The following is a 23,931-nucleotide window of genomic DNA, read 5'->3' on the forward strand; positions in this document are numbered from 1 at the left end:
TGAAAATCCTCCTCTGAATGTTGTCTCGACAACCTCATTCTAACCGAGGATTTTCACTATGGCTCTCTTTTTTTGCCTATAGCTATTTACACAAGTATATGGACTCTACTCTGAAAGAGCGCTGGAACACCGATAATGTTGCACAAAAGTCAGCATTATGAACTGAAGAGCGCTGGAACACCGATAATGTTGCACAAAAGTCAGCATTATGAGCTGGTACTGTAGGGTATCTGACGCCGTTTCAATTCGAATCGATGTATTACAAACGAGTAAGTTAGATGTATGATTGGGTGTCCACTTTCTTGACAGAAGTCCAAATATGCAGTTATTCTCCGCTCTCAGTGCCTAATAGCGTGATTTACCTTCGAATACGCAGGTATTTAAGCTTGAATTGCTCTAATAGGAGATAAGGCATGCGAAAGAATGTACTTTTGCAGTTTACACTATACGAGGAATAATAGAGCGATAATAGAATGCACTTTTGCAGTTCATACTATACGAGGAATAATAGTGCGAAAATTGAATGCACTTTTGCAGGTTTTTTCGGATAAAGCCGTTAAGCCGTGCTTCTTCGCAGAGCATACCGGGTGAAGCCTGTTTGCAGCACATCGGCTGAAAAATGAAGAAATGGGGTGCCCCTAAGGTCCAATGACCTAAGGGGCACCCCATTTCGGTTTTATTGATTACAGATTGAATTCGCTAGGGTTCAATCCAAGCGTGTTGCAGATTTCGCGAATAGCTGCTTGCTCGTTAGCGTCGAAATCCCCGTCTGCTGCGCCAATCGCGCTGCACACCCCAACAATGACACGGCCAACTTCTGGCTTGCTGCGGTATTTGGCAATTACTTTCAACGCTTCTTGCTTGCCGATCATCGCGTCGAATTCCATATTGCCTACATAATGATTGAATCGGTTGATGACATCAGACATATCGAACACTTTCAGCTCTTCACTGCGGCTGATATAGCCTGCCATCTTTTGCTTCTCGTTAGCATCGATAGAACCGTCTGCGCCTGCCACGATCGCACAGCCAGCCACTACAGCTTCTAGAAAGTCTTTATTTTTTAGTTTCTTAACTTGATCATTCAATCCCTGTTTAGTAGTCTGCAGCCATGATGTAAATCCACTCATTATTATCAACCTCCTATTAATTATACGTACGCTATACCTCTATTGTAGGTCTTCTAATAGGGCTTGGCAAATTTTGATGAATGTTGTCTGTATTTGCAAGGCTACTTCCGTCGTTCGGACTTCTGAATCAATTGGTTCACAACCTCCGACAGGACAAGACCAATGGCGATCGTACCGGATATCATGAATGCCCGCACACCGAGCTGAACAGCAACATCATATTCGTTCAAGACGACATCCTTCATCGCATCATACGCAATGCCACCTGGGACAAGCGGGATAATGCCGGATACACTGAAGACAATAATCGGTGACTTGTAGAACCTGGAGAAAAGCTGGCTAATAATCGTTACAAGCACAACGGCGAGCAGTGTCGCCGGAATAGCATCCAGCTCAAGCTGAATGCAGCATATATAGATCATCCACCCTACCATGCCGACAGCACCGCATTGCGGCAGCATCCGCCTCGGAACGTTGAAGATAAGGCCGAAGGCGGCAGAAGCTATGAAGCTGGTTACAAGCTGCTCAATCCCTATCATGACATATCCCCCAGATTAATAAAAAGAAAACACGACTGCAATTCCCGCTCCAATGGCGAATGCGGTCAGGAATGCTTCTGCACCCTTCGATAATCCCGATACGAGATGACCAGCCATCAGATCTCTAACCGCATTCGTAATGTGCAGCCCGGGAACGAGCGGCATAACGGAAGCGATAATAATCGTATCCAGATCAGCGCCAAGTCCAAGCTTGACCATTAGAACAGATACCGTGCCAATGGAAACAGAGGCGAGAAATTCCGCGAAAAATTTAATCGGTACAAAATGATGCAGCGCGACGACAAATAGAAAGCCGATCCCCCCAGCCAGTACAGCCGGAACGAAATCGCCCCATGTCCCGCCGAACATAATAAGGAAGCAGCCGCTGGCTATTGCCGCTACAAGAATCCGCAGCCAGACAGGGTAAGCAAAGGGAAGGCAATCAATTTCCTGCAGCAGCCTATATGCGGCTTCAATCTCCAGATCTCCCTTGCTTATTCGTCTCGATATGTCATTCACGAGAGAAACCTTCCGCAGATTGGTTGAACGCTCTGAGATGCGTATCAGCCTAGTCATAGGCGTAGAGTCATCAAGCGCGAATAGAATGCCTGTCGGCGTCACATAGCTATGAGAGTTTTTGATGCCATAAGCGGCAGCAATCCGGGCCATCGTGTCCTCGACACGGGACGTTTCACCGCCGTTTTGCAGAATGATTTTGCCAGCCAATAAACAGATCTGCGATATATCATGATTCATGCCCAGCGGCTGCTCCTTCATCCGAAGTCTCCCCATTCTCTCCCCTTAGTGAGCTGCTGTTATCGGCTCAGCGTGCTTATCGTGCTTAACGAGCGCATGCTTCTCCCAAGCCCGGCTCCTCCAACGGAAGAACATGATGAACGCACGCAGCCACTCATCGGCAGCAATAGCGAGCCAAATGCCTGCAAGCCCGAGATCGAGCTGGAACACAAGGAAATAGCCGAGTGGAAGACTAATGCCGACCATCGTGAACATCCCAATCCAGAGCGGATATTTGGCATCCCCCGCAGCACGCAAGGAGTTAATCAATACAATATTAATGGTACGTCCAGTCTCCAGTACAATACTCAGCAGGAGCACCTGCGCACCAAGACGGATAATCTCCTCATCAGTCGTGAACATACCCATCAGTCCATCGCGGAATAAGGTGATGACAATGACCATAATCAGTGTCGCGCCACTCGCCCAGCGAACGCTGCTCCATACGCGATGGTACGCTTCATCCTTGCGATTGCCGCCCACCATGCGCCCTACAATAATCGAGGTTCCGACACCGATAGCGAAGGCGAACAAATAGATGAACATTGAAATATTCGAAGCATACTGCCTTGCCGCAAGAGACTCTGCACCCAGGTAGGTGGCGTAATAGAGGAACACCATCTGACAGCCCTGATACATAACCTGCTCAGCAGCAGCCGGAATGCCGATCTTTAGTATTTTGCCAACAAACTCTCTCGTTAATGAAAAATAATACTTTACCTTCACTTTGATCTCCATGATCCGGTACAGCACAAGGAAGAATACGGTCAACGCAAGGAAACGGCTGACAACCGTCGAGATCGCCGCACCCTCAACGCCCATTGCTGGAAAGCCGAAATGTCCGAAGATGAGCAAGTAGTTGCCGATAATATGAATGACGTTCATACCAAGGGATACGAGCATCGCTTCCTTAGTGAAGCCGTGCACCCGAATAATAGCTGCCAGCGAGTTAATAATCGCTTGGAAGAAGATAAAGCCGCCAACAATGTGCAGATAGCTCTGCGCATACGCCAATATTTCACCCTGCAAATTCAGCGCTTGTAGAAGCTGGTTGCTGAACAAGAGGAACATACCGCTAATGACGAGGCCGACAAGCAGATTAAGCGTAACGGCTAACGCGGATATTTTGGCTGCCTCTATAAGCTTGCGCGAGCCTATATATTGAGCTACAACGATGGATGCACCGTTACCGATAACTTCAAGAATTAATAGCGCGATATGCAAATATTGATTGGCCGCTCCAACACCGGATACCGCATTGTCGGATATAGCGCTTAGCATGAACGTATCCGCAATACCCATGAGCATGAACAAAAATATTTCTAAAAATATCGGCCAAGTGAGGAAAAACAAATTAAACTCTCTGGACTTTTTCTCTGCTTGTAAGACTGCCATGATGCCACCTTCTTCTATTGAGAATACCTATAAAACAAAGGGTATCGTAGCATAGTTAAGAGGCAATTGCACGTACTAAATCGAGGTTAACAATAACTTCTTTTTCGCCAATAAGGAGGCTTGCCAGACGGCAATATGAATGAAGCGTTTACAATGGCTTCCAGTCGCCATTCCTAGTAAAAAGGCTCTATCCGCAGCATTCGCGAACAGAGCCTCTCTCTATGACTTTACCTACTTTTCCAGCAACGTTAAGAACACGCCTGGTTCCACTTCTATATCCTGCACCTCAACAAAGCCCAGCTTCTTATATAGGCTCTTCGCTGGATGATTGGCTGCTCCCGTGCTTACGGTATATTTGGCCGTCTTCCGGTCCGCATCCACAATGAAATGAACTAAGGCGCAGCCGATCCCTCTGCGGAAGTACTGCGGATGGACGATTAATCGAGAAATGCACAGCTCTCCGTCCTCCCCTGCCTCTATGGCTATAGCACCAGCTAATTGTCCGTCTATGTAACAGCCATAGAACTCCTCGTCACTGCTCATCAACGATTCGGCTGTATCACTCAATTGCGGGATGCCATGAAACCCGATCAGCTCGGCTTCTACTCGGTAAGAAGGAAGCTGTACCTCTAGCACTTCCTCTGCGACCGCTCTATCGGTTATGACAAGCTTGATTATGTTCATACTAGACACCTTTCAACAATGAATACTCCTCGCAAAGATACTTCATACACCCGACTTACATCGGAAGCTCCTTCAGCACCATCACAGCCGCGCCGGCAGCTACGGCCTCTTCTTTCAGTATGCCTTTGGAGAACTGCGGCTCGTACTGCGGATAATAATACGTATTGCGCTTAGCGATTCGAACCGCCGTATCGAAGACGGTCTCATGCGCGTTCAGCAGCGCTCCCCCTAGAATAACCTGCTCCGGGTGGAGAACATTAATGAGATTAGCTAAGCCAATTCCCAAATAGGCCGCTGCTTGATTGAACTTGGCTAGGACGAAAGCATCTCCAGCTGATAGTGCCTGCAGCATCTGCTCGAATGTGAGCTGCTCCATAGCATCATCATTGAATTTGCGGTTGACTTCGTTCCCCGCCACACTCACGGCTCGCACCTGACTCTCCAGTGCCTGCACAGACACGAATGCCTCCAGCGCTCCGTAGTTGCCCTGCTCATGCAATCTTGGTCCATCGGTCTGAATAATCATCTGACCGATGGCCCCTTCCGTATCGGTAGCCCCGTATACCAGCTGTCCATTGGACATCACAGCAGACCGCAGTCCTGCGCCGACATGAACATAGAGCATATGCTGATAGCTCTCGCTGCGCAGCGCCCAATGCTCGCCAATAAGCGCCGTATGGGCTCCATTATCCAGAAGAACAGGGAAGCCTAACGCTTCCTCCAGAAGATCGCATATCGCCAGATCACGCCAACCGGCTGATGGGAAATATAAGGGATCAAGAATGATGCCGCTCTCTCGATCCAGAGGACCTACCGCTCCGACACCCATGCCGAGAATACGGTCATGACTTAATCCATGCTCCTCCATGAAGGACTGTACCGTAGCCTTCACATGCTCGAGCAGCACCTCGGGTGTCATTCGCTCATCCATCTTCCAGCGCGCAACCGAGAGTCTGTTCATATGCAAGTCATATAGCCCAATGGAGGAGTAAATCCTTGAAATCTCTAATCCAAGCAGGTATCCGAACGTTCGGTTCGTCTGATACAGAATGGGACGTCTGCCTCCTGTAGAGCTGCCAAGACCCTGCTCCTCAATCCGCTTCTCACTGATCATCTCCTCCAGCAGACGAGTCATACTGCTGCTGGTTAAGGAGAACCGCTTCAGCAGCTCTGCCTTGGATACAATGCCGCGGTGAGCAATGTACGTATATACTTCGTTCTTAGGGGTGGGGTGCTTATTAAATCTCTTTGCCATAGGACTCCTCAAGTTCATCCATGATTTCCGTACGTTTATTCTGCGACCTTTATTATAACCGGAATGAATCCATACTGACTAGTCACTGCGCCCTCGCAGACGTCAGCTAATCATGGCGGAACGGGCTCTGAGGGGCAGGCATATGATGTGCCAACACCATTTTGTGCTAATGGAGATGAGACTGTGACGCTTCCTGCAATCGATGTGATCATACCCGCCATTGAGAAGGATCTAGGGACACTCCCTTATGTGATAGACAGTGTACGACAAATGGTGAAGCATCCCATCGGCAAATTCATGATCATCTCTCCCGACACGAAGCGAATGCGTGCCTTGTGCGCGCGCAAGGGCTGCATCTTCGTCAATGAGAATACCGTTCTTCCTATTACCAAAAAGAACATCAACTACAGCTCCGCCAGATGGGAACGCTCAGGCTGGCTCTACCAGCAGCTGCTCAAGTTGGGTGGAGACCGACTGGCGTCGAATAAGTATTACCTTGTCATTGACGCAGATACGGTGCTTATTAGACCGCATGCCTTCCTTACAACAGACAATAAAACGATTTTTTACTACCGCAGCTGGAGTCAGCCGGAATATTTCAAGACCTATAAGAAGCTAATGGGCAGCAATCCAAGCTCCAAGACCTCCTTCGTCACTCACTACATGCTGTTCGAACGAGCCAAGGTAAAGAAGCTCAAGCAAATCATTGAGAGCAAGCATGGTACCCGCTGGTATACGGCAATTATGCGAAGTATGAACAAGAAGAAGCAGTTCGCCTTCTCCGAATTCGAGACGTACGGCAATTTCCTGAGTGCCCACTATCCTGGGCGATATGTATTGAAGAGAGCACGGAATAAGAGCTTGTCTATGAGTGCCGGCTCCCTATCCGAGCAGAAGCGACAGAGGCTTGCTGCCACCTACCGCTCCGTCTCCTTCCACCACCGCAAAGCCTATTCACGCAAATAAACGAACAAACGGCTGAGCCCCTGTCCCTTAAGAGATCAGGCAGGCTCAACCGTTTATTATGATGAATCTATCAGCCTTCAGTCGTAACAGATCAGCCCCCCAGCTGTCTGCCGGGAGTACTGACTGGACGATTCTGCTTATGCTTATTCAGCTGAGTCTTCGATTTCGGCAGATTGCCGAACACGATCCAGTTGAAAGGAACGAAGCGAGCGAACAGCCCGACGACAATCCATGATCCGACCAGCGCCAGCACGAAGCCTCCTACATACCAGAGATGGAGCAGCATCGAGTTGCCGGTGTTAAGCGGATAATTCCGATACGCGAGCAGGAACAAGGGATGGATCAAATAGATACCGAAGGATAGAGCGCCTAGTCTCGATAGCAGCTGAGGCAGCTTAAACGGCAGCTTCCTGTACAAGACGAAAGCGAGCTGCAGCAGGACGAGCGCCGACAGATACGTATGCGCATTCCATAGAAACTCATAGAGCGTCGAATTGTAGGAATCGAGCTTCAATCGCGTCTGATACCAGATGTATACATGAGACAAGCCAGCCGTAAGCCACAGCGCCCACAGGATTATCCATGCACTCACCCGACCAGCTGTTACATGGTCCTTGGCGATAATGATCCACTCTTTGATTCTAGGATAATAGATTCCTAGGGCGGCACCTAACAAATAATAGGAGAAATAAGAGAGCGACCAGCTGCCCTTGTTCGGCACAGGCGTCTCCAGCACATACTTGTTAATAAGCACGAATGCCCACTGAATAGCGAATCCGGCTGGAATCGCCCACTTCACAAGACGCGGGAACCTCTTCAGCAGCCAGAGGAACAACGGGAACAGCAGGTAGAATTGAATGCTTATGAATACGAAATACAAATGAGTATAGGCATTCCCCGTTAATACTTTGGTTACGAAGCTATCAAGTGTTGCTTCCAGCGTACGGCTTCTGTAATAGGTGAAATGCAGAATGGTGAAGTATAACACCGAGAATACAAGATACGGAATAATGATGAAGAGCGCTCTCTTCTTGTAAAAGCTTCCGATCAGCTTGCGATCCAGCGGACGCGAATAATAGTTGTAGAACAGCACGAAGCTGCTCAGAAAAATAAACGTTGGCGTACCGAATTTCATGAAAATATTAAAAAAGTTATATAAAAAATAAAAGTTGGAGTTAACCATATCAAGCGTCGCATACGACGTTGAATGTACAGACAGCACGCCAATAATACATATGGCTCTTACCAGCTGCAGCTCGGGTATGTTCTCTCTCTTAAGCATAGTGCCTGCAGACATTCGCAGCACATCCTTTCTTCTGACTTTCCATGTTGAGCAAGAGAATTAGGCTGCATGCAGCTGCTTCTTCTTGTTGATCCTTATGACTCTATACCGTACATAATTGCAGTCTCATTCACCCATACTAAGGATGAAGCACCCTTGCGAATGGCAGACCATGTCCCGTTCCGTCCCATCCGTTCCTAACCAACCTTAAACCCGTTTCCTTAATCCAACCTTAAATCGTCCTTAATGTTCCCTGTATGCATCAATTAGGGAATATCGCCCAGCCCGCTTGCCGTCTCGATTAAATAGCCTTACCTAGGATAACATTCAAGACCTATGCTTGGAAGCCTAGCGAGCATAGTAAATTAATCAATGGCACAAAAAACCTGTCTTCCACGCTCGCCAGCTCGGCTAACAGGAAAACAGGCTTTTTAAGAAAGCTTCAGCTTACGTATTAATAATAACCCGCTTCTTCTTGTGATCCCACTCCATCTCGATATTATGCTGCTTGCAATAATCGTGAAGCGGAATCATAACGTCATCCTTGCCTTTGAACGGTTGAAGCTGACTGAATTCCACCGCTTGACCATTCACACTTAGGGTGACCGGCGCATCTACCAAATCCAGCGCTTTGAGCTTCTCAATGAGCTGCTTAGCCGATTCGCCTTCTTTGGCACCATTGATCCGGTAGCCGTTCGTCTGCCCTTTGGCATTAATGCCGGGCTTGACTGTGAAGCTCAACTCGATGCCTAGCGACTTCATAATCTCCAGCACTCGCTCGTTATAGGCACCATAAGGGAAAGCGACTACCCCTCTAGGGTTATTCAGCTCTTCCTTGATTTTCTGCTCCGCAGCAGCCAAATCATCTGTTATACGCTTCGTATACTCTTCTTCCGTTTCAGTACGCTTCTCATCCTTGAAATATTGCTTCCGCGTCATTACCGGCTTGGTCAGACCGTCCTCCCGCATCACACCATAATGATGCAAGTTATTCGTATGGCTATAGAAGTCCATCCCTGATTTCTGCATCTCTCGCATCTGATCCCAGGTCATCTTCGGCGTGCCCTTGAGGCTAGTATCTCCCACGGTAGACACAATAATGAAGTTAACGGCTGGGTAGTCATATTGCTGCAGCACAGGGAAAGCATCCTCATAGAAGCTCTCATACCCGTCATCGAACGTAATCAGCACCGCGTTATCCGGTACAGTCCCATCGTTCAATATAAAATCCGCGTACTCATTCAATCCGATAATATGAAAGCCACTCGCCTTCAATAATTCCATCTGCTCCTTGAACAGCTCGACCGTCATCTCTGACTTGCCTTCACGTGGTACTTCCGTAATATCATGGTACATCAGGACAGCTGCTTTATTCGAATAATATACGCCATTGTCAGCAGTATCCCGCAAAGCCCAGTCGACCTTCACATCAAACGTCTTCTCTATAAAAGCTCCCGGAACCATGATGTCCTCTTCCTCCATGGCAACGGCCGGCACCGTCTTCAGCTTCTCCCCATTAACGACAAACGTAACCTGGTCAGGAGCATTCGTGCTCGCTGGCTGCGAACAAGCAGACAATATCCATAAGCATGTAAGGATTAATAAAAGCTTAGTAGGATTAAGGCTGCGAATTCGACTTCCATTCATGTCAATCTCCCCCTTTTTTATCTCCTTCTATTAACGAAATTTCATTCCCAAATGTTGCTATATTATGATACGATTCTTATATCTTTTATCCTAATCTCTTAATATGGAGTCGAATCGTGCAGCTATGTATCCTACATTGTCACAATATATCGTTATCGTCGCTCTTGCTGGCGTCATCAATGTTCTGCTAGGCTGCTATGTCTATAGCATGAAGACTAGCTTCCCTGGACGAAAGGCATTCATATGGATGACGGGGCTCTCCGCCATCTACACCTTCGCCTATGCATTCGAGCTGTCCAGCCAGACCCTTCAAGAAATCCGCTTCTGGTTGAATATTGAATACTTAGGCATGCCCTTCATTGCCCCTTGCTGCCTTGTGATCGTCTGGTACTATACAGGCAAGGACAGGTTTGTGACCAGGCGAAACCTTTATCTGCTGTTTCTTATTCCGTTGATCACCCTACTCCTCGTTACGACCAATGAATATCATCATCTCTTCTACCGCTCTATTTATTTGCGCCCCAATGAAGCCTCTGCCATGGTCGATATCGTCATGGGCGAGTGGTATATTGTGAACGGCAGCTTCACCTTTGGTTGTCTGCTCGTGGGCGGCATTACTCTAATTAAACAATGGAAGCAAGCCAAGCATCTGTATCGCAGGCAGATTATTGTGATGCTTATCAGCCTATACCTGCCTATGGCTGCTGCCTTTCTATACTTGATCGGGTTATCACCTCATGGCATGGACCCGGTACCTATCGTGATGAGCGTGACGGGTATTCTCTATTTCTGGGGTATGCTATCAACGAATATGCTAAGGGTTGCCCCGATTGCTCGAGAGCATCTCTTCGAGAGCATGCGCGACGGGGTACTCGTGCTTGATGTCGAAGATCATATCGTCGACTATAATCCCGCAGTGAAACGGATGATATCGTCCTTGCACAAGGCAGCAATCGGCGAGACTCTTCAAGATATATGGATCAGACATAGCAAGGATGCTCCGCCAGTGCTAGACCATAACAATGATCGAGGGCAGCAGGAACACGATGTCCATTGGACAAATGTGATGGGGAATGAGGATGGGAGCAGTCGATTGGAAGAGCTTCGCTATTCGGTGCGATCCTCCCCTGTCATCCGCAAGAATCAGCAGCTCGCAGGAAGAACGATTATGCTGATCGACATCACCGAGAAAGCACTGCTGCAGGACAAGCTTCAGCATATGGCTGCGATGGACGGCTTGACCGGGATCTATAATCGATCCTTCTTCCTGCATCAGAGCAGACAGCTGTTCGATGCATCAGCCCATAGCAATCAGCCCGCTTCTCTGATTCTGTTCGACATCGACCATTTCAAGCAAATCAATGACCGCTTCGGTCACGATACAGGGGACCAAGCACTGCGTCATGTCGTAACTGTATGTCAACCGCATATTCCGCCTGATGGCTTGTTCGGCCGTTATGGCGGCGAGGAGTTCATTATCTATCTGCCAGGCTGCTCTCTCCAGCAATCACAGCAGCTCGCAGAGACGCTGCGCCACGAGCTGGAGATAAGCTCTTTCTTAACGATGGAGGGACAGAAGCTGTTCGTTACTGCAAGCTTCGGCTTGGACGAAGCTTACGCCATCTCGGGCAGGAAGCTCGAGGCTATCATTCGATCAGCAGACCAAGCGTTATATCAATCCAAGAACACCGGACGCAATCGCGTTCAGCTCGCTGCAGAGGTGTTCGCTTAGAAACGAGGCTTCATTACATGACTATTACAATATTGGGCGCGACTGGGCGGGTAGGGCGTCTGATCGTTCAACATTGCCTAGAGGACGGGCATACCGTTAGAGCATTGGTGAGAACGCCGGATAAGCTCAAGGAGATCAATGATCCACAACTTACAGTCGTGCAAGGGAATGTGTTAGCTGCCGAGGCTATCGCTCTTGCCCTAGAGGGAAGCGACGCCGTCATCAGCAGTCTTGGCACGGATGGAACGACTACACTGTCAGAGAGCATGCCGCTGCTCATCCGTGCAATGGAGGAGATAGGCATACAGCGAATCATCACGGTGGGAACCGCCGGCATCCTTCAGAGCAGGACTGAGCCCGGTCTGCTGCGTTATCAATCAAGCGAATCAAGGCGAACGCTTACTCGCGCCGCGCAGGAGCATCATGCTGTTCTCGAGCTGCTCGAGCGATCGAAGCTCGCCTACACCATCGTCTGTCCAACCTATCTGCCAGATGGTCCGAGGCTGGGTGTCTACCGAGTGGAGAAGGATTATTTGCCTGAGAACGGCACTCAGATCTCCGTAGCGGATACCGCTGCATTCACTTATCAGCAGCTGTGTACTGGCGAGTTCCTTCGTTCACGCGTCGGAATTTGCTACTAACTCAGTCAACCCGTTTTATACAAAAAAAAGGTTATCCCTCAGTAGTTAATACCTACTGACGAATAACCCTTTTCTACGTGGCAGATTAATTCGCTACATTCGCTCCGCTTGCTCAACCAGCTGCTTAATATCTTTCTCGATACTCTCTGGCGTATCATTCGATCCGAAGCGCTTCACAACCTTACCCTCATGGTTGACAAGGAACTTCGTGAAATTCCATTTGATCGCTTTGGAGCCCAGAATACCGCGTGCTTCATTCGTCAAATGCTGGAATAAAGGATGCGCATTACTGCCGTTCACATCAATCTTGGCATAGAGCGGGAAGGATACACCGAAGTTAATCTCACAGGCTTCTGCAATTTCTGTATTTCCTTCCAGCTCTTGACTCATGAACTGTCCACTTGGGAAGCCTAATACAGCGAACCCTTGATCACCATAGGTTTCGTGCAGCTTCTGAAGTCCCTTGAACTGCGGAGCGAAGCCGCATTTGGTTGCAGTGTTCACAATCAGCATAACCTTACCTTCATAGGGTGCAAGCGTCTGCTCTTCCCCGCTGATTGTGTTCACTTTAATATCGTATATGGACATACATTGAACCTCCCATGAGCTTATTTTGCATACTAATAGCTGAATGTATTTTATTAAATTCAATTGTACTCAATGTATATATCATTGTCAACCTGACATCCTCCATATTGCGGCTTTGACACATTCTCGATTATAATGCTACAATAACCTAATTAATTGCATGCAATTTAAATAGATGAACTTACTATTGAGGGGTGACATCACAGTGAATCACGATGATATACTGAAACTGGATAACCAGATCTGCTTCGCATTCTATGCTTGCTCACGTGAAATAACGAAATTATATCGTCCGATCCTTGCGGAGCTGGACTTGACTTATACGCAGTACATTACCCTGCTTGCCCTGTGGGAGCAAGACCATGTTAGTGTGAAGGAGCTGGGCTCCCGTCTGCTGCTTGACTCCGGCACATTAACGCCGCTTCTGAAGAAGCTGCAAGCCATGGGTCTTATTACGAGAACAAGGGACAAAGCCGATGAACGCAATCTGGTCATTGAGTTAACAGAGGAAGGACATGCGCTGCGGGAGAAAGCCAAGTGCATTCCCGAACGTTTATTCTCCGGCACTCCGGTCGATCCAGAGGAGATTTATGCGCTTAGAAGCCAGATCAGATCTCTCATGCATAAGTTCGACGATACAGCAGCAACACCCCCAGCAACCGAATAAGCATCGTATATGAAAAAGGGCGGCCTCTCTGCATCATGCGGAGAGGCTGCCCTTTTTTCTCGCTATTCCTTGACAATATATTCTATTGCTTATATAGTTGATTACATGAGTAATCAACCACTTAAGCGACCAAGAGGGGATGTACGGTTATGGCCCTAACAATCGATGACAGTCGGCCGATCTTCATGCAGATTGCCGAGCAGATCGAAGATGACATCATTCAAGAGAGGCTTCCTGAGGAATCGCAGGTCCCTTCCAAGAATGAGTTCGCCGCCTTCTATCAGATCAATCCGGCAACCGCGGCCAAAGGCGTAAACCTATTGGTAGACGAAGGCATTTTGTATAAGAAGAGAGGGATTGGCATGTTCGTAGCGACTGGATCACGCACGCTGTTGAAGGAGAAACGCAAAAAAATGTTTTTCGAGCAGTATATAGTTACGATGATTCGTGAAGCGGAGAAGCTTGGCATTACAACAGAGCAGCTAACCGAAATGATTCGCAAAGGGGAGAACGAATAATGGCCCATGTAGTCGAGGTTAAACAACTTACCAAAGCATACGGTGCAACGAAGGCTATTGATGACGTCAGCTTCGTTCTCGAGCCGGAGAAAATCTACGGCCTGCTAGGACGTAATGGTGCTGGCAAGACGACCATCATGCATATGATTACAGCCCAGCTGTTCGCCACAAGCGGTGAGCTGAAGGTGTTCGGGGAAGCACCCTACGAGAACAGCCGCGTGCTGAATCAGATCTGTTTTATCAAAGAGAGTCAGAAATACCCGGATAATTATCGGGTGATCGATGTCCTGGAGGTAGCAGCCTCGCTATTCCCCAACTGGGACAACGATTACGCTTATTCACTCCTCGCAGAATTCCAGCTGCCGTTGAAACGGAGAATTAAGAAGCTATCCCGGGGGATGCATTCTTCTGTCGGTATTATTGTAGGCTTGGCCAGCAGAGCGCCATTAACGATCTTCGACGAGCCTTATCTCGGTCTGGACGCTGTTGCGAGAGGGCTGTTCTACGATCATCTCATCGAGGATTATGCCAATCATCCGCGAACAATCATTCTCTCTACCCATCTCATTGATGAAGTAAGCCGGCTGCTTGAGCATATTATTCTCATTGATCGAGGCAAAATTCTCATCAATGAGGATGCAGAAGAGTTACGCGGCGCCGCCTACTCTATCGCTGGTTCCTCATCTGCCGTTCAGAGCTACATTGAAGGCAAGCCCGTTATCGCTCGCGAGCCGTTCGGCGCTCTGCTTACCGCATCCATCATGGAACGTCTTACCACACAGGATCGCAGACGCGCAGAGGAGCTCGGACTTGAGATTGCTCCTATCTCATTGCAGCAGTTAATCGTTCATCTGACGAATGGCAAATTAGACAGAAAGGCAGCTGATTCATAATGAACCGAGTATCCAGCGTGATGAAGCTCCATTCCAGAGACCTCAGTACCTTGCTGTTCATTCCATTTACGATTCTAGGGTTCAGCTTTTTGGTTAACTTGGTCACCGCATATTTGGGCAATACGGCGATTTATACTGGCGGGATTCTATCCATTATGATCTACGTCTTCGTCGTGGGTATCACGATCCTTGCCCAAACCTTTCCCTTCGCAATTAGCTTAAGTATAAGGCGAGTCGATTATTTCGTAGGCACGATTATTAGTGGAATGATAGCAAGCCTAACAGTCGCCCTTACCCTAACTATTCTTGCTATATTCGAGAGCAAGCTTACAGATCACTGGTGGGTTGATCTCCATTTCTTCAGTCTCCCCTATTTAAATGATGGCAATGTGGCTCAGCAGTTTTTAATGTTCTTCTCCGTATGCCTATTCTTGTTCCTCAGCGGTTTTATTATCGGCAGCGTCTTTCGGAGATTTAAAGGTGTAGGTATGCTTATCTTGTTCGGCTCCTCCATTATTATCTTTTCCGTTCTATCTTTCCTAATAACGAATTACAATTGGTGGGTTCCCATTTTTGAATGGTTTAGTGATCATACAGCTTTCCAACTTGCATTATGGTCGCTCCCTGTCTCCCTCCTATTCGCTCTTACATCCTACCTGCTGCTTAGAAGATCAACGATATAATACTGCAGAGCCCTCTTATCGAAAAGTGGCGGTGTCAAGCATTGCTGTTGTTGAATACAACGGTAATACCAAGATGCCGCTATGCTCGAGTTATCGAATAAGGGGGATTGGCTATGAATAAAAGTAATCGAATGGTTCCCACTGACTTCCAGCAGCTAGAGGTTATTCATGACCTGCACAGCGGACTGAGGGCTGTTATTGCCATTCATAATACGAAGCTGGGCCCTGCTCTAGGAGGCTGCCGCATGTGGCCCTATGCCTCTGAAGAGGCTGCCATCCAAGATGCCCTTCGCCTTGCACAAGGAATGACGTATAAATCAGCCATATCCGGTCTTCCCTTCGGCGGTGGAAAAGCCGTCATTATTGGCGATCCCGCCAGGCATAAGAATGAACCCCTATTCCGCTCGCTTGGTCGATTCATTAGACAGCTGCGAGGCCGATATATTACTGGGATGGATGTTGGTACGACCCCCTCGGATATGGACTGGATTCGTCAAGAAACAAGGTATGTAACCGATACTACAGGATCACTTGGTGCAATTGGCAATTTCACAGCGGATATGACTGCATATGGTGTATATCTGGGCATTAAGGCCTCTGCTAACCAAGCATATGGATCAGAAACTCTAAGCAATAAGACCATAGCTGTACAAGGACTGGGGAAGGTCGGCTTCTCCCTCTGCCGGCACTTAGCGAGAGCAGGCGCACAGCTCATCGTATCCGATCTGAACACAGAGCTGACGAGTCGTGCGGAGCAGCAATTCGGAGCCCGCTCTGTTCACGCAGATACGATCCATACGAAGCCCTGCGATATTTTCTCCCCTTGCGCTCTTGGCGGTATTCTGAATGATGAGTCTATCCCGCAGTTGAATTGCAGCATTGTCGCTGGTGCTGCGAACAACCAGCTGGCAGAGGCTCAGCATGGGATCAAGCTGCATAGACGAGGCATCCTCTACGCACCGGATTATGTCATTAACGCAGGCGGCATTATCGTTACCTCGGCAGAGCTTAACGGCAACTCCCCCTCCTTCGCAAGAGGAAGAGTGGAGCGCATCTATACCACATTAACCGACGTATACAAGCGAGCTGAAGCAGACGGCCTTCCATCGGCAGCAGCCGCTGATCTCCTAACTAGGCAGCTGCTGCTCACTTCTTAGAATATGTAATTTTACTTCACATAAGATTGTCGCAGCATACACTCCGTACCTCAAACCCACTGGATTTTGTACAATATGCTTAAATAATCGATCCTATTTGGCCTCGTTATCTAAAAATAACTTTACGCCTACTAAACTTTATGTTAGCTTTTATATCATCACTGTTATGAAAGCGAGTGGGTTGAAGATGGATCTGCAACATTTATTGACAATCCCCATTCTATCCAAAGCGAAGGTTATCGCCGGACATCGCGGCCTCGATCGCTTGGTACAATCGATTAATATTATGGATGCACCAGATATTGTGCAATTCCTGAAGCCGGGAGATATGCTGCTGACGAACGGTTATATACTGAAAGACCGTCCCGATGCGCATCTTGCATTCATTACGGCTATGCATACAATTGGCTGTGCAGCACTTGCTGTCAAGACACAACGCTTCTCTCTTGAGCTATCTCCGCAACTGCTGGAGACAGCCGACAGACTGGGCTTCCCAATCATCGAGCTGTCTGAGATAGACAATACACTCGGTGAAATATTCCAACAGTCGATCAGCTCCATCCTTCAGAACAAAACCCATGAGCTCCACTACGCCTTGTCTATTCACAAGCAATTCTCCACGATGGTGATGCAGGGAAAAGGCATACCGTCCATTGTAGATACTTTATCGCAGCTGCTGTCCTCACCTGTCCTACTGTTAGGCTCGAAGAAGCAGATTACGGCAAGCTCCCATTATGCACAGCAGATGGATCACCATTCTCTCGCTGCGCCCATTTTATCATTTATAGATGAATACCCTTCCTTCCACACCGCCTTCTCTATCTGTCTGCTTACTGCCGATAAATATCGGCATGCCGAGCTGCATCCCATATTCACCGACCGGCACGAGGGCTACTTGATCGCGCTGTATGACAGTCCCGCAAGCTCTAAGCTATCCACTCTGGCACTAGAGCAGGCCGTCAATGTAATCGGTCTGGAATTGACCAAGAAGCAAGCGGTCAAGGAGCGTTCCCGCCGTTACAAGAATGAATATTTCTCCGATCTCATCCAGGGCTTCATCCGATCCGAACAAGAAGCGCTCCATCGCGGCAAGAAATATGGGCTGCAAGCGCAAGGCAGCTCTGTCCTCATCATCGCCAAGAAGGATGAGCCCTTAGCAGGCATGCCAAATCAGAGCCTCACTCCCCCTGGGGAGGAGCGGTTCATCTCGGAACGGGATGCTTATTACGAGCTCATCAAGCAGGAATTCGCTAGGCTGAGCCTCCCATTCGTCATGTTCACCAAGAACGACCAGTTCGGCATACTCGTCTTTTTGACTGAATCGTCTTGGGATGAACAAGCCGTTGTCCAGCAGCTCGAGAGGATAGCAAGCAATCTATATAAGGAGTCGCAGATCAGCCTATCCTTCGGAATAGGCAATCCCTATACGAACGTATTGGATATCGGACTCTCTTATAAGGAAGCAGTCAAGGCACTCCAATCTGGCCACCAGATGAGGAAGACGAGATTCGCACATTCCTATCAAACCATGGATATAAGCCGTCTGCTTCGCATGATTCCCTACGATGAGCTGCTGCAATTCCATCAAGAAACCTTCAAGCCCTTCGCCGGCCGGGATTCAAGCGAGTGTAGTGAGCTGATGAAAACCTTGTCCTCCTTCTACGAGAATCATTGCCAGATCGTCGATACGGCCAAAGAGCTGTTCGTACATCGCAACACAGTCATCTATAGGCTGGAGAAATGCGAAAAGCTGACCGGCAGGAACATCAAGGACCCGATGGAGAGCCTGCGCTTCCGCCTCGCCTTTGCACTTGAGTCGTTGCTTAATGTTCATCCCGTCCATAATGAAGCTGTCCATACGTCTTAAACCAAGAATGTGTCATATATAATGACACATTCTTGACTGTAGAGAACCCCCTGTTTTTTATGAGGGGTAAAATCCCCCGATTTTTTTCGTTAAAAATGTAGCTCTCAGATCGATCGTCTTAGATCGATTTTCTTCGACGACAGTAGAACCACAGAATAAAAAAAGTGCCGAAAAGCACCTTGGACTTTCTCGACATTCTGAGGTTGTATTAAATACAATCTGCAACACGCGAGATAGACTAGTTAATTGTGTGCGCTGGAGCTACATTGTATTTCGTGCAATCAAATCAGTGGAAACGGCACTAAAATTCCGATTAGGTTGTATCACATACAACCACAGACTGTAGAGAACTCCCTGTTTTTTATGAGGGCTTAAATCCCCCTAATGTTTTCGTTAAAATGTAGCTCTCAGATAGTTTTGATCGATTACTCCTCGACGACACGAGAACCACCAAATTAAAAAAAGTGCCGAAAAGTCCTTTGGACTTTCTCAACACTCTGGAATGTGTCATGTATAATGACACATTTTTTGTTTTTCTATTCACACCCGTCACCTATTGTCTAATTTAACTAAGTTATTTCTATTTTTATGTTCAAAATAACTAATGACAACTGTACCAACAGTCTATATGATAGGAATATATTACTTAATGTTAGATTAACTGACACAAAGAAACGAACAACCAACAAGGCTGGGCGAAAGGGGCTACCTACTATGGCTATACAAATACAAGGCGTATCCAAATCATTCGTCAGTGCAACCGGAGAAGATATTCAGGTATTAGCTGAGGTTTCGATGCAGATCAAGAAGCAGGAGTTCTTCAGTATCGTTGGACCGAGCGGCTGCGGCAAGAGTACCATCTTCAATATTATCGCCGGGCTGCTCAAGCCAACGAGTGGCAAGGTCATCGTCTGCGGCGAAGAGATCGATCAGACGACTGGTCATGTCGGCTATATGATGCAGAAGGATCTGCTGCTTCCTTGGAGAAGCATCCTCGACAATGTCACGCTAGGCTTGGAAGTGAAGGGCATGTCCAAAAAGGATCGCAGCGATATTGCCATGGATTATCTGGATCGTTACGGCCTAGCTTCATTCGCAGGTGCCTATCCCTCCACGCTGTCAGGCGGTATGCGCCAACGTGTAGCCCTCATACGCACCCTCGTTACCCAGCCAGACATTATATTACTGGACGAGCCCTTCTCAGCACTTGATTATCAGACCAGACTCATTCTGGAGGATGAAATCTTGTCTATCCTGAAATCCGAGGGCAAGACAGGCGTCCTTATCACTCATGACATCGAGGAAGCGATCGCCGTCTCTGACCACATTGCCGTCATGAGCAAAAGACCAACGACTGTGAAGCAGGTATACGACATCGGTCTCGCCTCGCAGTACGGCTCAGCACTGAAAGCCCGCTCCGACCAGAAATTCAAGCAGTATTTTGAATCGATATGGTCTGAGCTTGATATCCAAATGGGGAGGATCAGCTAATGAAGAGCACATCACCTAATATCACCCTCTCTGGGCAGCCTGCTGGAGTTGCGAAGAACAAGCTCAAACGCAGATCGTCCACCTTCTCCAAAGAATGGCTGATCACGATGCTGTGGCGGTTCATCATTGTTGCAGTCATCTTAGCGATATGGGAATCCGCCGTTCGCTTGAAGCTGGTCAACGGGTTCCTCATGGGATCGCCGAACGCCATTCTCGATGCTGCCATCACCATGGCCAGTTCAGGACAGCTGCTTACTGACGCGTTCGCGACTGTGAATGCCACCGTCATCGGCTTCGTTGCCGGAAGCTTGTTCGGCTCATTGGCAGGATTGCTCATGTGGTATTCCAAGTCCGTCGCCCGTGTGCTCGATCCGTTCATCGTAGCGCTCAACGGTATTCCGAAGATTGCTCTCGCTCCTATGATTATCATCTGGTTCGGTTCAGGCATCTTCTCCAAGATTGCTCTAGCCTCAGTAGCAACGTTTATCGTAGCGCTGCTGTCGGCCTACCAAGCGACTCATCAAATCGAGGAATCACAGATTAGTCTAATGAAATCCTTCGGTGCTAAGAAATCACAAATTTTCCGCAAAATCATCGTTCCGTCCTCCCTGCCATGGATCATCTCCGCGTTCCGTATCAATATCGGATTGGCGCTGGTGTCTGTCGTAGGCGGAGAATTCATCTCTTCAGACAAAGGACTCGGACATATGGTATTCGTCGAAGGCAACTTGTTCAACCTTCCGGCAGTATGGGTTGGCGTATTCATGCTTATGCTGGTCGCCATGCTCCTCTACACCTGTGTTGGTTATATCGAATCCCGTCTCCTTCCGTGGAACGACAACAAGTCCAGCAGCAAGTCCACATCTGTATAGCTTGACCTACAACCATTAAAGGGGCCTGATGACTAATGCGTACATTCAAAAAGATAGCAATTCTAGCAACGATGACGGTTATATTGACTACTCTGCTCAGCGCATGCGGGGGCAATGCTAATAAACCTGCGAATGGCACAGCTGGATCTAACAGCGAGGGACAAGAGAATACGAAGGTGGATACGATTATGGTGTCCGAGGTTTATCACAACCTGCTCTACCTTCCGCTCTATGTAGCCAGCAACCAAGGATTCCTAGAGGAGAATCGCATTGAGCTATCCTCCATCCGCGCTGCCGGAAGCGGACCAACAGCATTATCCTCCGTTATATCAGGCGAGTCCGCGTTCTCCTTCCATGGTCCTGAGCATGTCGCTTTCGCCAATGCGAAGGGCGGAGATGCTCGCTCACTAGTCCTTCTATCGGGAAGCGCACCAGTATGGGCGGTTGCACAAGAAGGAGTAACGGTGAACTCACCGGAGGACTTCAAGGGCAAGACGATCGTTGTAGGCCTGGCGCCTACAAGCTCGAACAGCTTACTACGCAAGCTGTTCGCTGACAACAACATCGATATCGACAAGGATGTGTCCATCACTGAGGTTCAGAATGGCTCCGAGCTTGGTGCAGTTCTAGCCGGCAAAGCCGATATCGCTATCGTGTACGAGCCTCAGCTTGATCAAGGGATTGCTGAGGGACTGCATATTGTCCATGATTTCACGAAGGATTATCCTGACTTTGCCTTTGCAACGATGAATACAACCGCAAGCTTCATTGAGAAGAATCCTGATCTCGTTCAACGCTTCGTTACCTCTATCGAGCAAGCGCTCGACTATATTCAATCGAACCCTGAGGGCGCCAAGGAAGTCGCTGTGAAGGAATTCCCGAATCTAGACAAGCAAGTCGTGGAGCAAGCCGTACAACGCATGATCGACAGCAAGGTATACCCTGCCGAGGGACACATCAATGAATCAGCCTTCGAGACCGCAATCGGCATGCAGCGCTTTATCGGCAATCTGAAGGAAGATATCGCTTACGAGGACATTATCGATCCAAGCTTCACTCAATAAAGAGAGAAAGGTTGATTACTCTGAACATCCGCTATCAGGACGACTATCTCACACACCGCCGTACAGAAAGCGCCAAATATGCGGACGGAGTTATTACCAGCGAGGAGCTTGCTCTATTCACAGCCGACTTGAAGCTGATTCGAAGCTTCAAGCTGCCGGAAGAGGTAGGGCCCAATACCCCGCATAGGAGAGTGCCTCTGCGATGATAACGAAACCACTTAATGAGCTGACAATTACCGAAGCCGCAAAACTGATTAAGAACAAGACGATATCTCCCGTCGAGCTTACTGAGTCCTATCTGAATCGAATCGAGGAAGTTGAACCTGCTGTGCAAGCCTTCGTTACGGTAACCGCAGAACAAGCCTTGCAGGCTGCAAGGGAGTCTGAGCACAAGCTGATGGCAGGTGACTACCTCGGTCCTCTGCATGGTATTCCATACGGAGCCAAGGACATTATCCATACCGCTGGCATTCGCACCTCAGCTGGATCAAGCACCTATCCTGACTTCGTGCCAGAGACGAATGCTACTGTAATTGATAAGCTTCAGGCTGCAGGCGCTATCCTGCTCGGTAAGACAACAACGACGGAATATGCCTTCCAGGGAGGAGAGCCGTCTACCCGCAATCCGTGGAATGTAGAGCATACGCCGGGCGGCTCCAGCTCAGGCTCCGCCGCTGCAGTCGCGGCGGGCATGGCTTCCTTCACACTCGGAACACAGACCTTCGGATCTCTGCTTAGACCAGCAGCTTACAACGGATTAACCTGTATGAAGCCCACTTACGGCAGGGTTAGCCGTAACGGTGTCATAACAGCCAGCTGGAGCCTTGATCACATTGGCGCCTTCACGCGATCCGCACAAGATAATGCGATCGTTCTCGAAGCGATAGCCGGACAAGATGAGCTGGACCGCTTCACGCTTCCTCACGGCAAGCCAGCCTTAACAAGCGCGCTACAGCAAGATATTTCAGGAATGGTTATCGGTCTGCCAAGCAGCTTCTTCCAGACAGATGAGCCTGCCATCTTATCGGCCGTAGAGGCGGCAATAGCCGTACTTGGGAAGCTGGGCGTGCAATGGAAGACGATTGCCCTGCCCTCTTATATGGAAGAGACTATCGCAGCTCATCGTACAGTTATGCGAGCAGAAGCTGCAGCCTTCCATCAGGAACGCTTCGCAGAAGCCTCGGATCGTTACGGCCACACGATGCGGGAGCAGCTGGAGCTCGGCTACCAGACGAGTGCCGTTGATTATTTGCAGGCACAGCGCATCCGAACGATATTCCGCAGCGAGATGATGCTGCTGTTCGATGAGGTCGATGTCCTATTGACCCCATCAACGCCGTATGTGGCCCCTTATGGCTACAAAACTGGCAGCCCTATCTTCAATGGACCATTCACCAATACAGGACTGCCGTCCATAACCGTTCCCATCGGGTTCGATACTGCTTCTGTGAAGCAGCTGCCTATCGGCATGCAGCTTGCTGGCCCGCTCATGAGAGAGGACCGCTTGCTATCTATCGCTCATCATTATCAGCAGGCTACGAATTGGCATCAGGCTACGCCAAGCATACACATTCACTAGGAAAGGAATGACAGCTGTTATGTCTACCATCATACATGCAAGTGCAGCACCGAAGTTCCCGCTCCCCTTCTCGCATGCCGTCCGCGCCGGAGATTTCGTCTACGTCGCTGGTCAAGTTGGCGTTGATCCGCAGACACTTGAGCCTTTAGGCGGCATCAAGGAGCAGACTGAGCAATGTATTAACAATATTGAAGTCATCTTGCAAGAGGCTGGCCTTACACTCGACCACATCGTGAAGGCAACGACTCATCTCGCTCGTATCGAGGATCAGCCTGCATACAACGAAGTATATGAACGGATGATTAAGCCGCCATATCCCGCTCGCATTACCGTATTCAGCGGGTTAGGCCCTTATTTAATCGAGATGGAAGTGCTGGCGTATGCGCCTTCCGTCCGGGGAGAATAGCACATCGCACAAGAGCACCTATACCCATACATGGGTAATAGGTGCTCTTTTTCATTTTACTGGAAGCCTATTCATAGACT

General features: G+C 48.6%; 24 protein-coding genes. 15 read left to right on the forward strand and 9 right to left on the reverse strand.

All coding sequences use genetic code 11. From position 1 onward, the window contains the following. Positions 1 to 683: 683 nt before the first annotated feature. From AC6ESP_RS27410 to AC6ESP_RS27435, 6 genes are all read right to left on the reverse strand, one after another. Entirely contained in the window at positions 684 to 1,130 is a 447-nt protein-coding gene (locus AC6ESP_RS27410; protein ID WP_497099930.1) for a tellurite resistance TerB family protein, read from the reverse strand. Between the two features lie 101 nt (positions 1,131 to 1,231). Continuing rightward, entirely contained in the window at positions 1,232 to 1,669 is a 438-nt protein-coding gene (locus AC6ESP_RS27415) for a threonine/serine exporter family protein (RefSeq protein ID WP_497099931.1), read from the reverse strand. 15 nt (positions 1,670 to 1,684) lie between these two features. After that, the gene (locus AC6ESP_RS27420) at positions 1,685 to 2,446 is read right to left on the reverse strand and encodes a threonine/serine exporter family protein (RefSeq protein ID WP_497099932.1); all 762 of its coding nucleotides are present in this window, start codon (positions 2,444 to 2,446) and stop codon (positions 1,685 to 1,687) included. 24 nt (positions 2,447 to 2,470) lie between these two features. Next, a complete protein-coding gene (locus tag AC6ESP_RS27425; protein WP_497099933.1) occupies positions 2,471 to 3,859 on the reverse strand; it encodes an MATE family efflux transporter in 1,389 nt (462 codons plus the stop codon). Between the two features lie 231 nt (positions 3,860 to 4,090). Further along, positions 4,091 to 4,543 carry a GNAT family N-acetyltransferase gene (locus AC6ESP_RS27430; RefSeq protein ID WP_497099934.1) on the reverse strand — a complete coding sequence of 151 codons (453 nt, stop codon included), beginning with the start codon at positions 4,541 to 4,543 and terminating at the stop codon, positions 4,091 to 4,093. Between the two features lie 55 nt (positions 4,544 to 4,598). Next, the gene (locus tag AC6ESP_RS27435; protein ID WP_497099935.1) at positions 4,599 to 5,798 is read right to left on the reverse strand and encodes an ROK family protein; all 1,200 of its coding nucleotides are present in this window, start codon (positions 5,796 to 5,798) and stop codon (positions 4,599 to 4,601) included. Positions 5,799 to 5,945: 147 nt separating this feature from the next. Between AC6ESP_RS27435 and AC6ESP_RS27440 the strand changes: the two genes are divergently transcribed. Then, positions 5,946 to 6,764 (forward strand): DUF6492 family protein, encoded by an 819-nt coding sequence (locus AC6ESP_RS27440; RefSeq protein ID WP_497099936.1) that lies wholly within the window; start codon positions 5,946 to 5,948, stop codon positions 6,762 to 6,764. Positions 6,765 to 6,855: 91 nt separating this feature from the next. On the opposite strand, the gene AC6ESP_RS27445 is transcribed toward AC6ESP_RS27440, so the two are convergent. Both AC6ESP_RS27445 and AC6ESP_RS27450 read right to left on the reverse strand, forming a co-directional pair. Then, positions 6,856 to 8,061, reverse strand: coding sequence for an acyltransferase (locus AC6ESP_RS27445; RefSeq protein WP_497099937.1), 1,206 nt, complete (start codon positions 8,059 to 8,061; stop codon positions 6,856 to 6,858). A 432-nt stretch (positions 8,062 to 8,493) separates the two neighbouring features. Beyond that, positions 8,494 to 9,693: a polysaccharide deacetylase family protein gene (locus tag AC6ESP_RS27450; protein ID WP_497099938.1), complete on the reverse strand. Its 1,200-nt coding sequence runs from the start codon at positions 9,691 to 9,693 to the stop codon at positions 8,494 to 8,496. Between the two features lie 103 nt (positions 9,694 to 9,796). On the opposite strand from AC6ESP_RS27450, the gene AC6ESP_RS27455 reads away from it, so the two are divergent. Next, entirely contained in the window at positions 9,797 to 11,425 is a 1,629-nt protein-coding gene (locus AC6ESP_RS27455; RefSeq protein WP_497099939.1) for a histidine kinase N-terminal 7TM domain-containing diguanylate cyclase, read from the forward strand. A gap of 17 nt (positions 11,426 to 11,442) precedes the next feature. Further along, a complete protein-coding gene (locus tag AC6ESP_RS27460) occupies positions 11,443 to 12,066 on the forward strand; it encodes an NAD(P)-dependent oxidoreductase (protein WP_497099940.1) in 624 nt (207 codons plus the stop codon). A 93-nt stretch (positions 12,067 to 12,159) separates the two neighbouring features. Here AC6ESP_RS27460 and AC6ESP_RS27465 read toward each other — a convergent pair whose 3' ends face one another. Next, positions 12,160 to 12,654: a glutathione peroxidase gene (locus AC6ESP_RS27465; RefSeq protein ID WP_497099941.1), complete on the reverse strand. Its 495-nt coding sequence runs from the start codon at positions 12,652 to 12,654 to the stop codon at positions 12,160 to 12,162. Between the two features lie 205 nt (positions 12,655 to 12,859). Here AC6ESP_RS27465 and AC6ESP_RS27470 point away from each other — a divergent pair, with 205 nt between their 5' ends. The 12 genes from AC6ESP_RS27470 (at position 12,860) to AC6ESP_RS27525 (ending at position 23,851) form a co-directional block, all read left to right on the forward strand. Then, a complete protein-coding gene (locus AC6ESP_RS27470) occupies positions 12,860 to 13,321 on the forward strand; it encodes a MarR family winged helix-turn-helix transcriptional regulator (RefSeq protein ID WP_497099942.1) in 462 nt (153 codons plus the stop codon). Positions 13,322 to 13,470: 149 nt separating this feature from the next. Further along, complete coding sequence (locus AC6ESP_RS27475; protein ID WP_497099943.1) at positions 13,471 to 13,839, forward strand: GntR family transcriptional regulator; 369 nt, start codon at positions 13,471 to 13,473, stop codon at positions 13,837 to 13,839. Then, entirely contained in the window at positions 13,839 to 14,732 is an 894-nt protein-coding gene (locus tag AC6ESP_RS27480; RefSeq protein ID WP_497099944.1) for an ABC transporter ATP-binding protein, read from the forward strand. The genes AC6ESP_RS27475 and AC6ESP_RS27480 overlap by 1 nt, the downstream gene beginning before the upstream one ends. Continuing rightward, positions 14,732 to 15,415 (forward strand): hypothetical protein, encoded by a 684-nt coding sequence (locus AC6ESP_RS27485; RefSeq protein ID WP_497099945.1) that lies wholly within the window; start codon positions 14,732 to 14,734, stop codon positions 15,413 to 15,415. Before AC6ESP_RS27480 ends, AC6ESP_RS27485 begins: the two co-directional genes overlap by 1 nt. Before the next feature lie 113 nt (positions 15,416 to 15,528). Next, positions 15,529 to 16,572, forward strand: a complete 1,044-nt coding sequence (locus AC6ESP_RS27490) for a Glu/Leu/Phe/Val dehydrogenase dimerization domain-containing protein (RefSeq protein ID WP_497099946.1) — start codon at positions 15,529 to 15,531, stop codon at positions 16,570 to 16,572. 187 nt (positions 16,573 to 16,759) lie between these two features. Then, entirely contained in the window at positions 16,760 to 18,439 is a 1,680-nt protein-coding gene (locus tag AC6ESP_RS27495) for a PucR family transcriptional regulator (protein WP_497099947.1), read from the forward strand. Positions 18,440 to 19,153: 714 nt separating this feature from the next. Then, complete coding sequence (locus tag AC6ESP_RS27500; RefSeq protein WP_497099948.1) at positions 19,154 to 19,930, forward strand: ABC transporter ATP-binding protein; 777 nt, start codon at positions 19,154 to 19,156, stop codon at positions 19,928 to 19,930. Next, positions 19,930 to 20,802 carry an ABC transporter permease gene (locus tag AC6ESP_RS27505; RefSeq protein WP_497099949.1) on the forward strand — a complete coding sequence of 291 codons (873 nt, stop codon included), beginning with the start codon at positions 19,930 to 19,932 and terminating at the stop codon, positions 20,800 to 20,802. Before AC6ESP_RS27500 ends, AC6ESP_RS27505 begins: the two co-directional genes overlap by 1 nt. Before the next feature lie 35 nt (positions 20,803 to 20,837). Continuing rightward, a complete protein-coding gene (locus AC6ESP_RS27510) occupies positions 20,838 to 21,866 on the forward strand; it encodes an ABC transporter substrate-binding protein (protein WP_497099951.1) in 1,029 nt (342 codons plus the stop codon). 11 nt (positions 21,867 to 21,877) lie between these two features. Continuing rightward, entirely contained in the window at positions 21,878 to 22,072 is a 195-nt protein-coding gene (locus AC6ESP_RS27515) for a hypothetical protein (RefSeq protein ID WP_497099952.1), read from the forward strand. Further along, a complete protein-coding gene (locus tag AC6ESP_RS27520) occupies positions 22,069 to 23,445 on the forward strand; it encodes an amidase (RefSeq protein WP_497099953.1) in 1,377 nt (458 codons plus the stop codon). Before AC6ESP_RS27515 ends, AC6ESP_RS27520 begins: the two co-directional genes overlap by 4 nt. A gap of 19 nt (positions 23,446 to 23,464) precedes the next feature. Then, positions 23,465 to 23,851 carry a RidA family protein gene (locus tag AC6ESP_RS27525; RefSeq protein WP_497099955.1) on the forward strand — a complete coding sequence of 129 codons (387 nt, stop codon included), beginning with the start codon at positions 23,465 to 23,467 and terminating at the stop codon, positions 23,849 to 23,851. Positions 23,852 to 23,931: the final 80 nt, after the last annotated feature.

The organism is Paenibacillus xinjiangensis (genome assembly GCF_059686975.1).

Excerpts from the sequence above, each read along its gene's own strand:
- AC6ESP_RS27410 (WP_497099930.1), bottom strand. The coding sequence starts at position 1,130 with ATGAGTGGATTTACATCATGGCTGCAGACTACTAAACAGGGATTGAAT.
- AC6ESP_RS27415 (WP_497099931.1), bottom strand. The coding sequence starts at position 1,669 with ATGATAGGGATTGAGCAGCTTGTAACCAGCTTCATAGCTTCTGCCGCC.
- AC6ESP_RS27420 (WP_497099932.1), bottom strand. The coding sequence starts at position 2,446 with ATGAAGGAGCAGCCGCTGGGCATGAATCATGATATATCGCAGATCTGT.
- AC6ESP_RS27425 (WP_497099933.1), bottom strand. The coding sequence starts at position 3,859 with ATGGCAGTCTTACAAGCAGAGAAAAAGTCCAGAGAGTTTAATTTGTTT.
- AC6ESP_RS27430 (WP_497099934.1), bottom strand. The coding sequence starts at position 4,543 with ATGAACATAATCAAGCTTGTCATAACCGATAGAGCGGTCGCAGAGGAA.
- AC6ESP_RS27435 (WP_497099935.1), bottom strand. The coding sequence starts at position 5,798 with ATGGCAAAGAGATTTAATAAGCACCCCACCCCTAAGAACGAAGTATAT.
- AC6ESP_RS27445 (WP_497099937.1), bottom strand. The coding sequence starts at position 8,061 with ATGTCTGCAGGCACTATGCTTAAGAGAGAGAACATACCCGAGCTGCAG.
- AC6ESP_RS27450 (WP_497099938.1), bottom strand. The coding sequence starts at position 9,693 with ATGAATGGAAGTCGAATTCGCAGCCTTAATCCTACTAAGCTTTTATTA.
- AC6ESP_RS27455 (WP_497099939.1), top strand. The coding sequence starts at position 9,797 with ATGGAGTCGAATCGTGCAGCTATGTATCCTACATTGTCACAATATATC.
- AC6ESP_RS27460 (WP_497099940.1), top strand. The coding sequence starts at position 11,443 with ATGACTATTACAATATTGGGCGCGACTGGGCGGGTAGGGCGTCTGATC.
- AC6ESP_RS27465 (WP_497099941.1), bottom strand. The coding sequence starts at position 12,654 with ATGTCCATATACGATATTAAAGTGAACACAATCAGCGGGGAAGAGCAG.
- AC6ESP_RS27475 (WP_497099943.1), top strand. The coding sequence starts at position 13,471 with ATGGCCCTAACAATCGATGACAGTCGGCCGATCTTCATGCAGATTGCC.
- AC6ESP_RS27480 (WP_497099944.1), top strand. The coding sequence starts at position 13,839 with ATGGCCCATGTAGTCGAGGTTAAACAACTTACCAAAGCATACGGTGCA.
- AC6ESP_RS27485 (WP_497099945.1), top strand. The coding sequence starts at position 14,732 with ATGAACCGAGTATCCAGCGTGATGAAGCTCCATTCCAGAGACCTCAGT.
- AC6ESP_RS27490 (WP_497099946.1), top strand. The coding sequence starts at position 15,529 with ATGAATAAAAGTAATCGAATGGTTCCCACTGACTTCCAGCAGCTAGAG.
- AC6ESP_RS27495 (WP_497099947.1), top strand. The coding sequence starts at position 16,760 with ATGGATCTGCAACATTTATTGACAATCCCCATTCTATCCAAAGCGAAG.
- AC6ESP_RS27500 (WP_497099948.1), top strand. The coding sequence starts at position 19,154 with ATGGCTATACAAATACAAGGCGTATCCAAATCATTCGTCAGTGCAACC.
- AC6ESP_RS27505 (WP_497099949.1), top strand. The coding sequence starts at position 19,930 with ATGAAGAGCACATCACCTAATATCACCCTCTCTGGGCAGCCTGCTGGA.
- AC6ESP_RS27510 (WP_497099951.1), top strand. The coding sequence starts at position 20,838 with ATGCGTACATTCAAAAAGATAGCAATTCTAGCAACGATGACGGTTATA.
- AC6ESP_RS27520 (WP_497099953.1), top strand. The coding sequence starts at position 22,069 with ATGATAACGAAACCACTTAATGAGCTGACAATTACCGAAGCCGCAAAA.
- AC6ESP_RS27525 (WP_497099955.1), top strand. The coding sequence starts at position 23,465 with ATGTCTACCATCATACATGCAAGTGCAGCACCGAAGTTCCCGCTCCCC.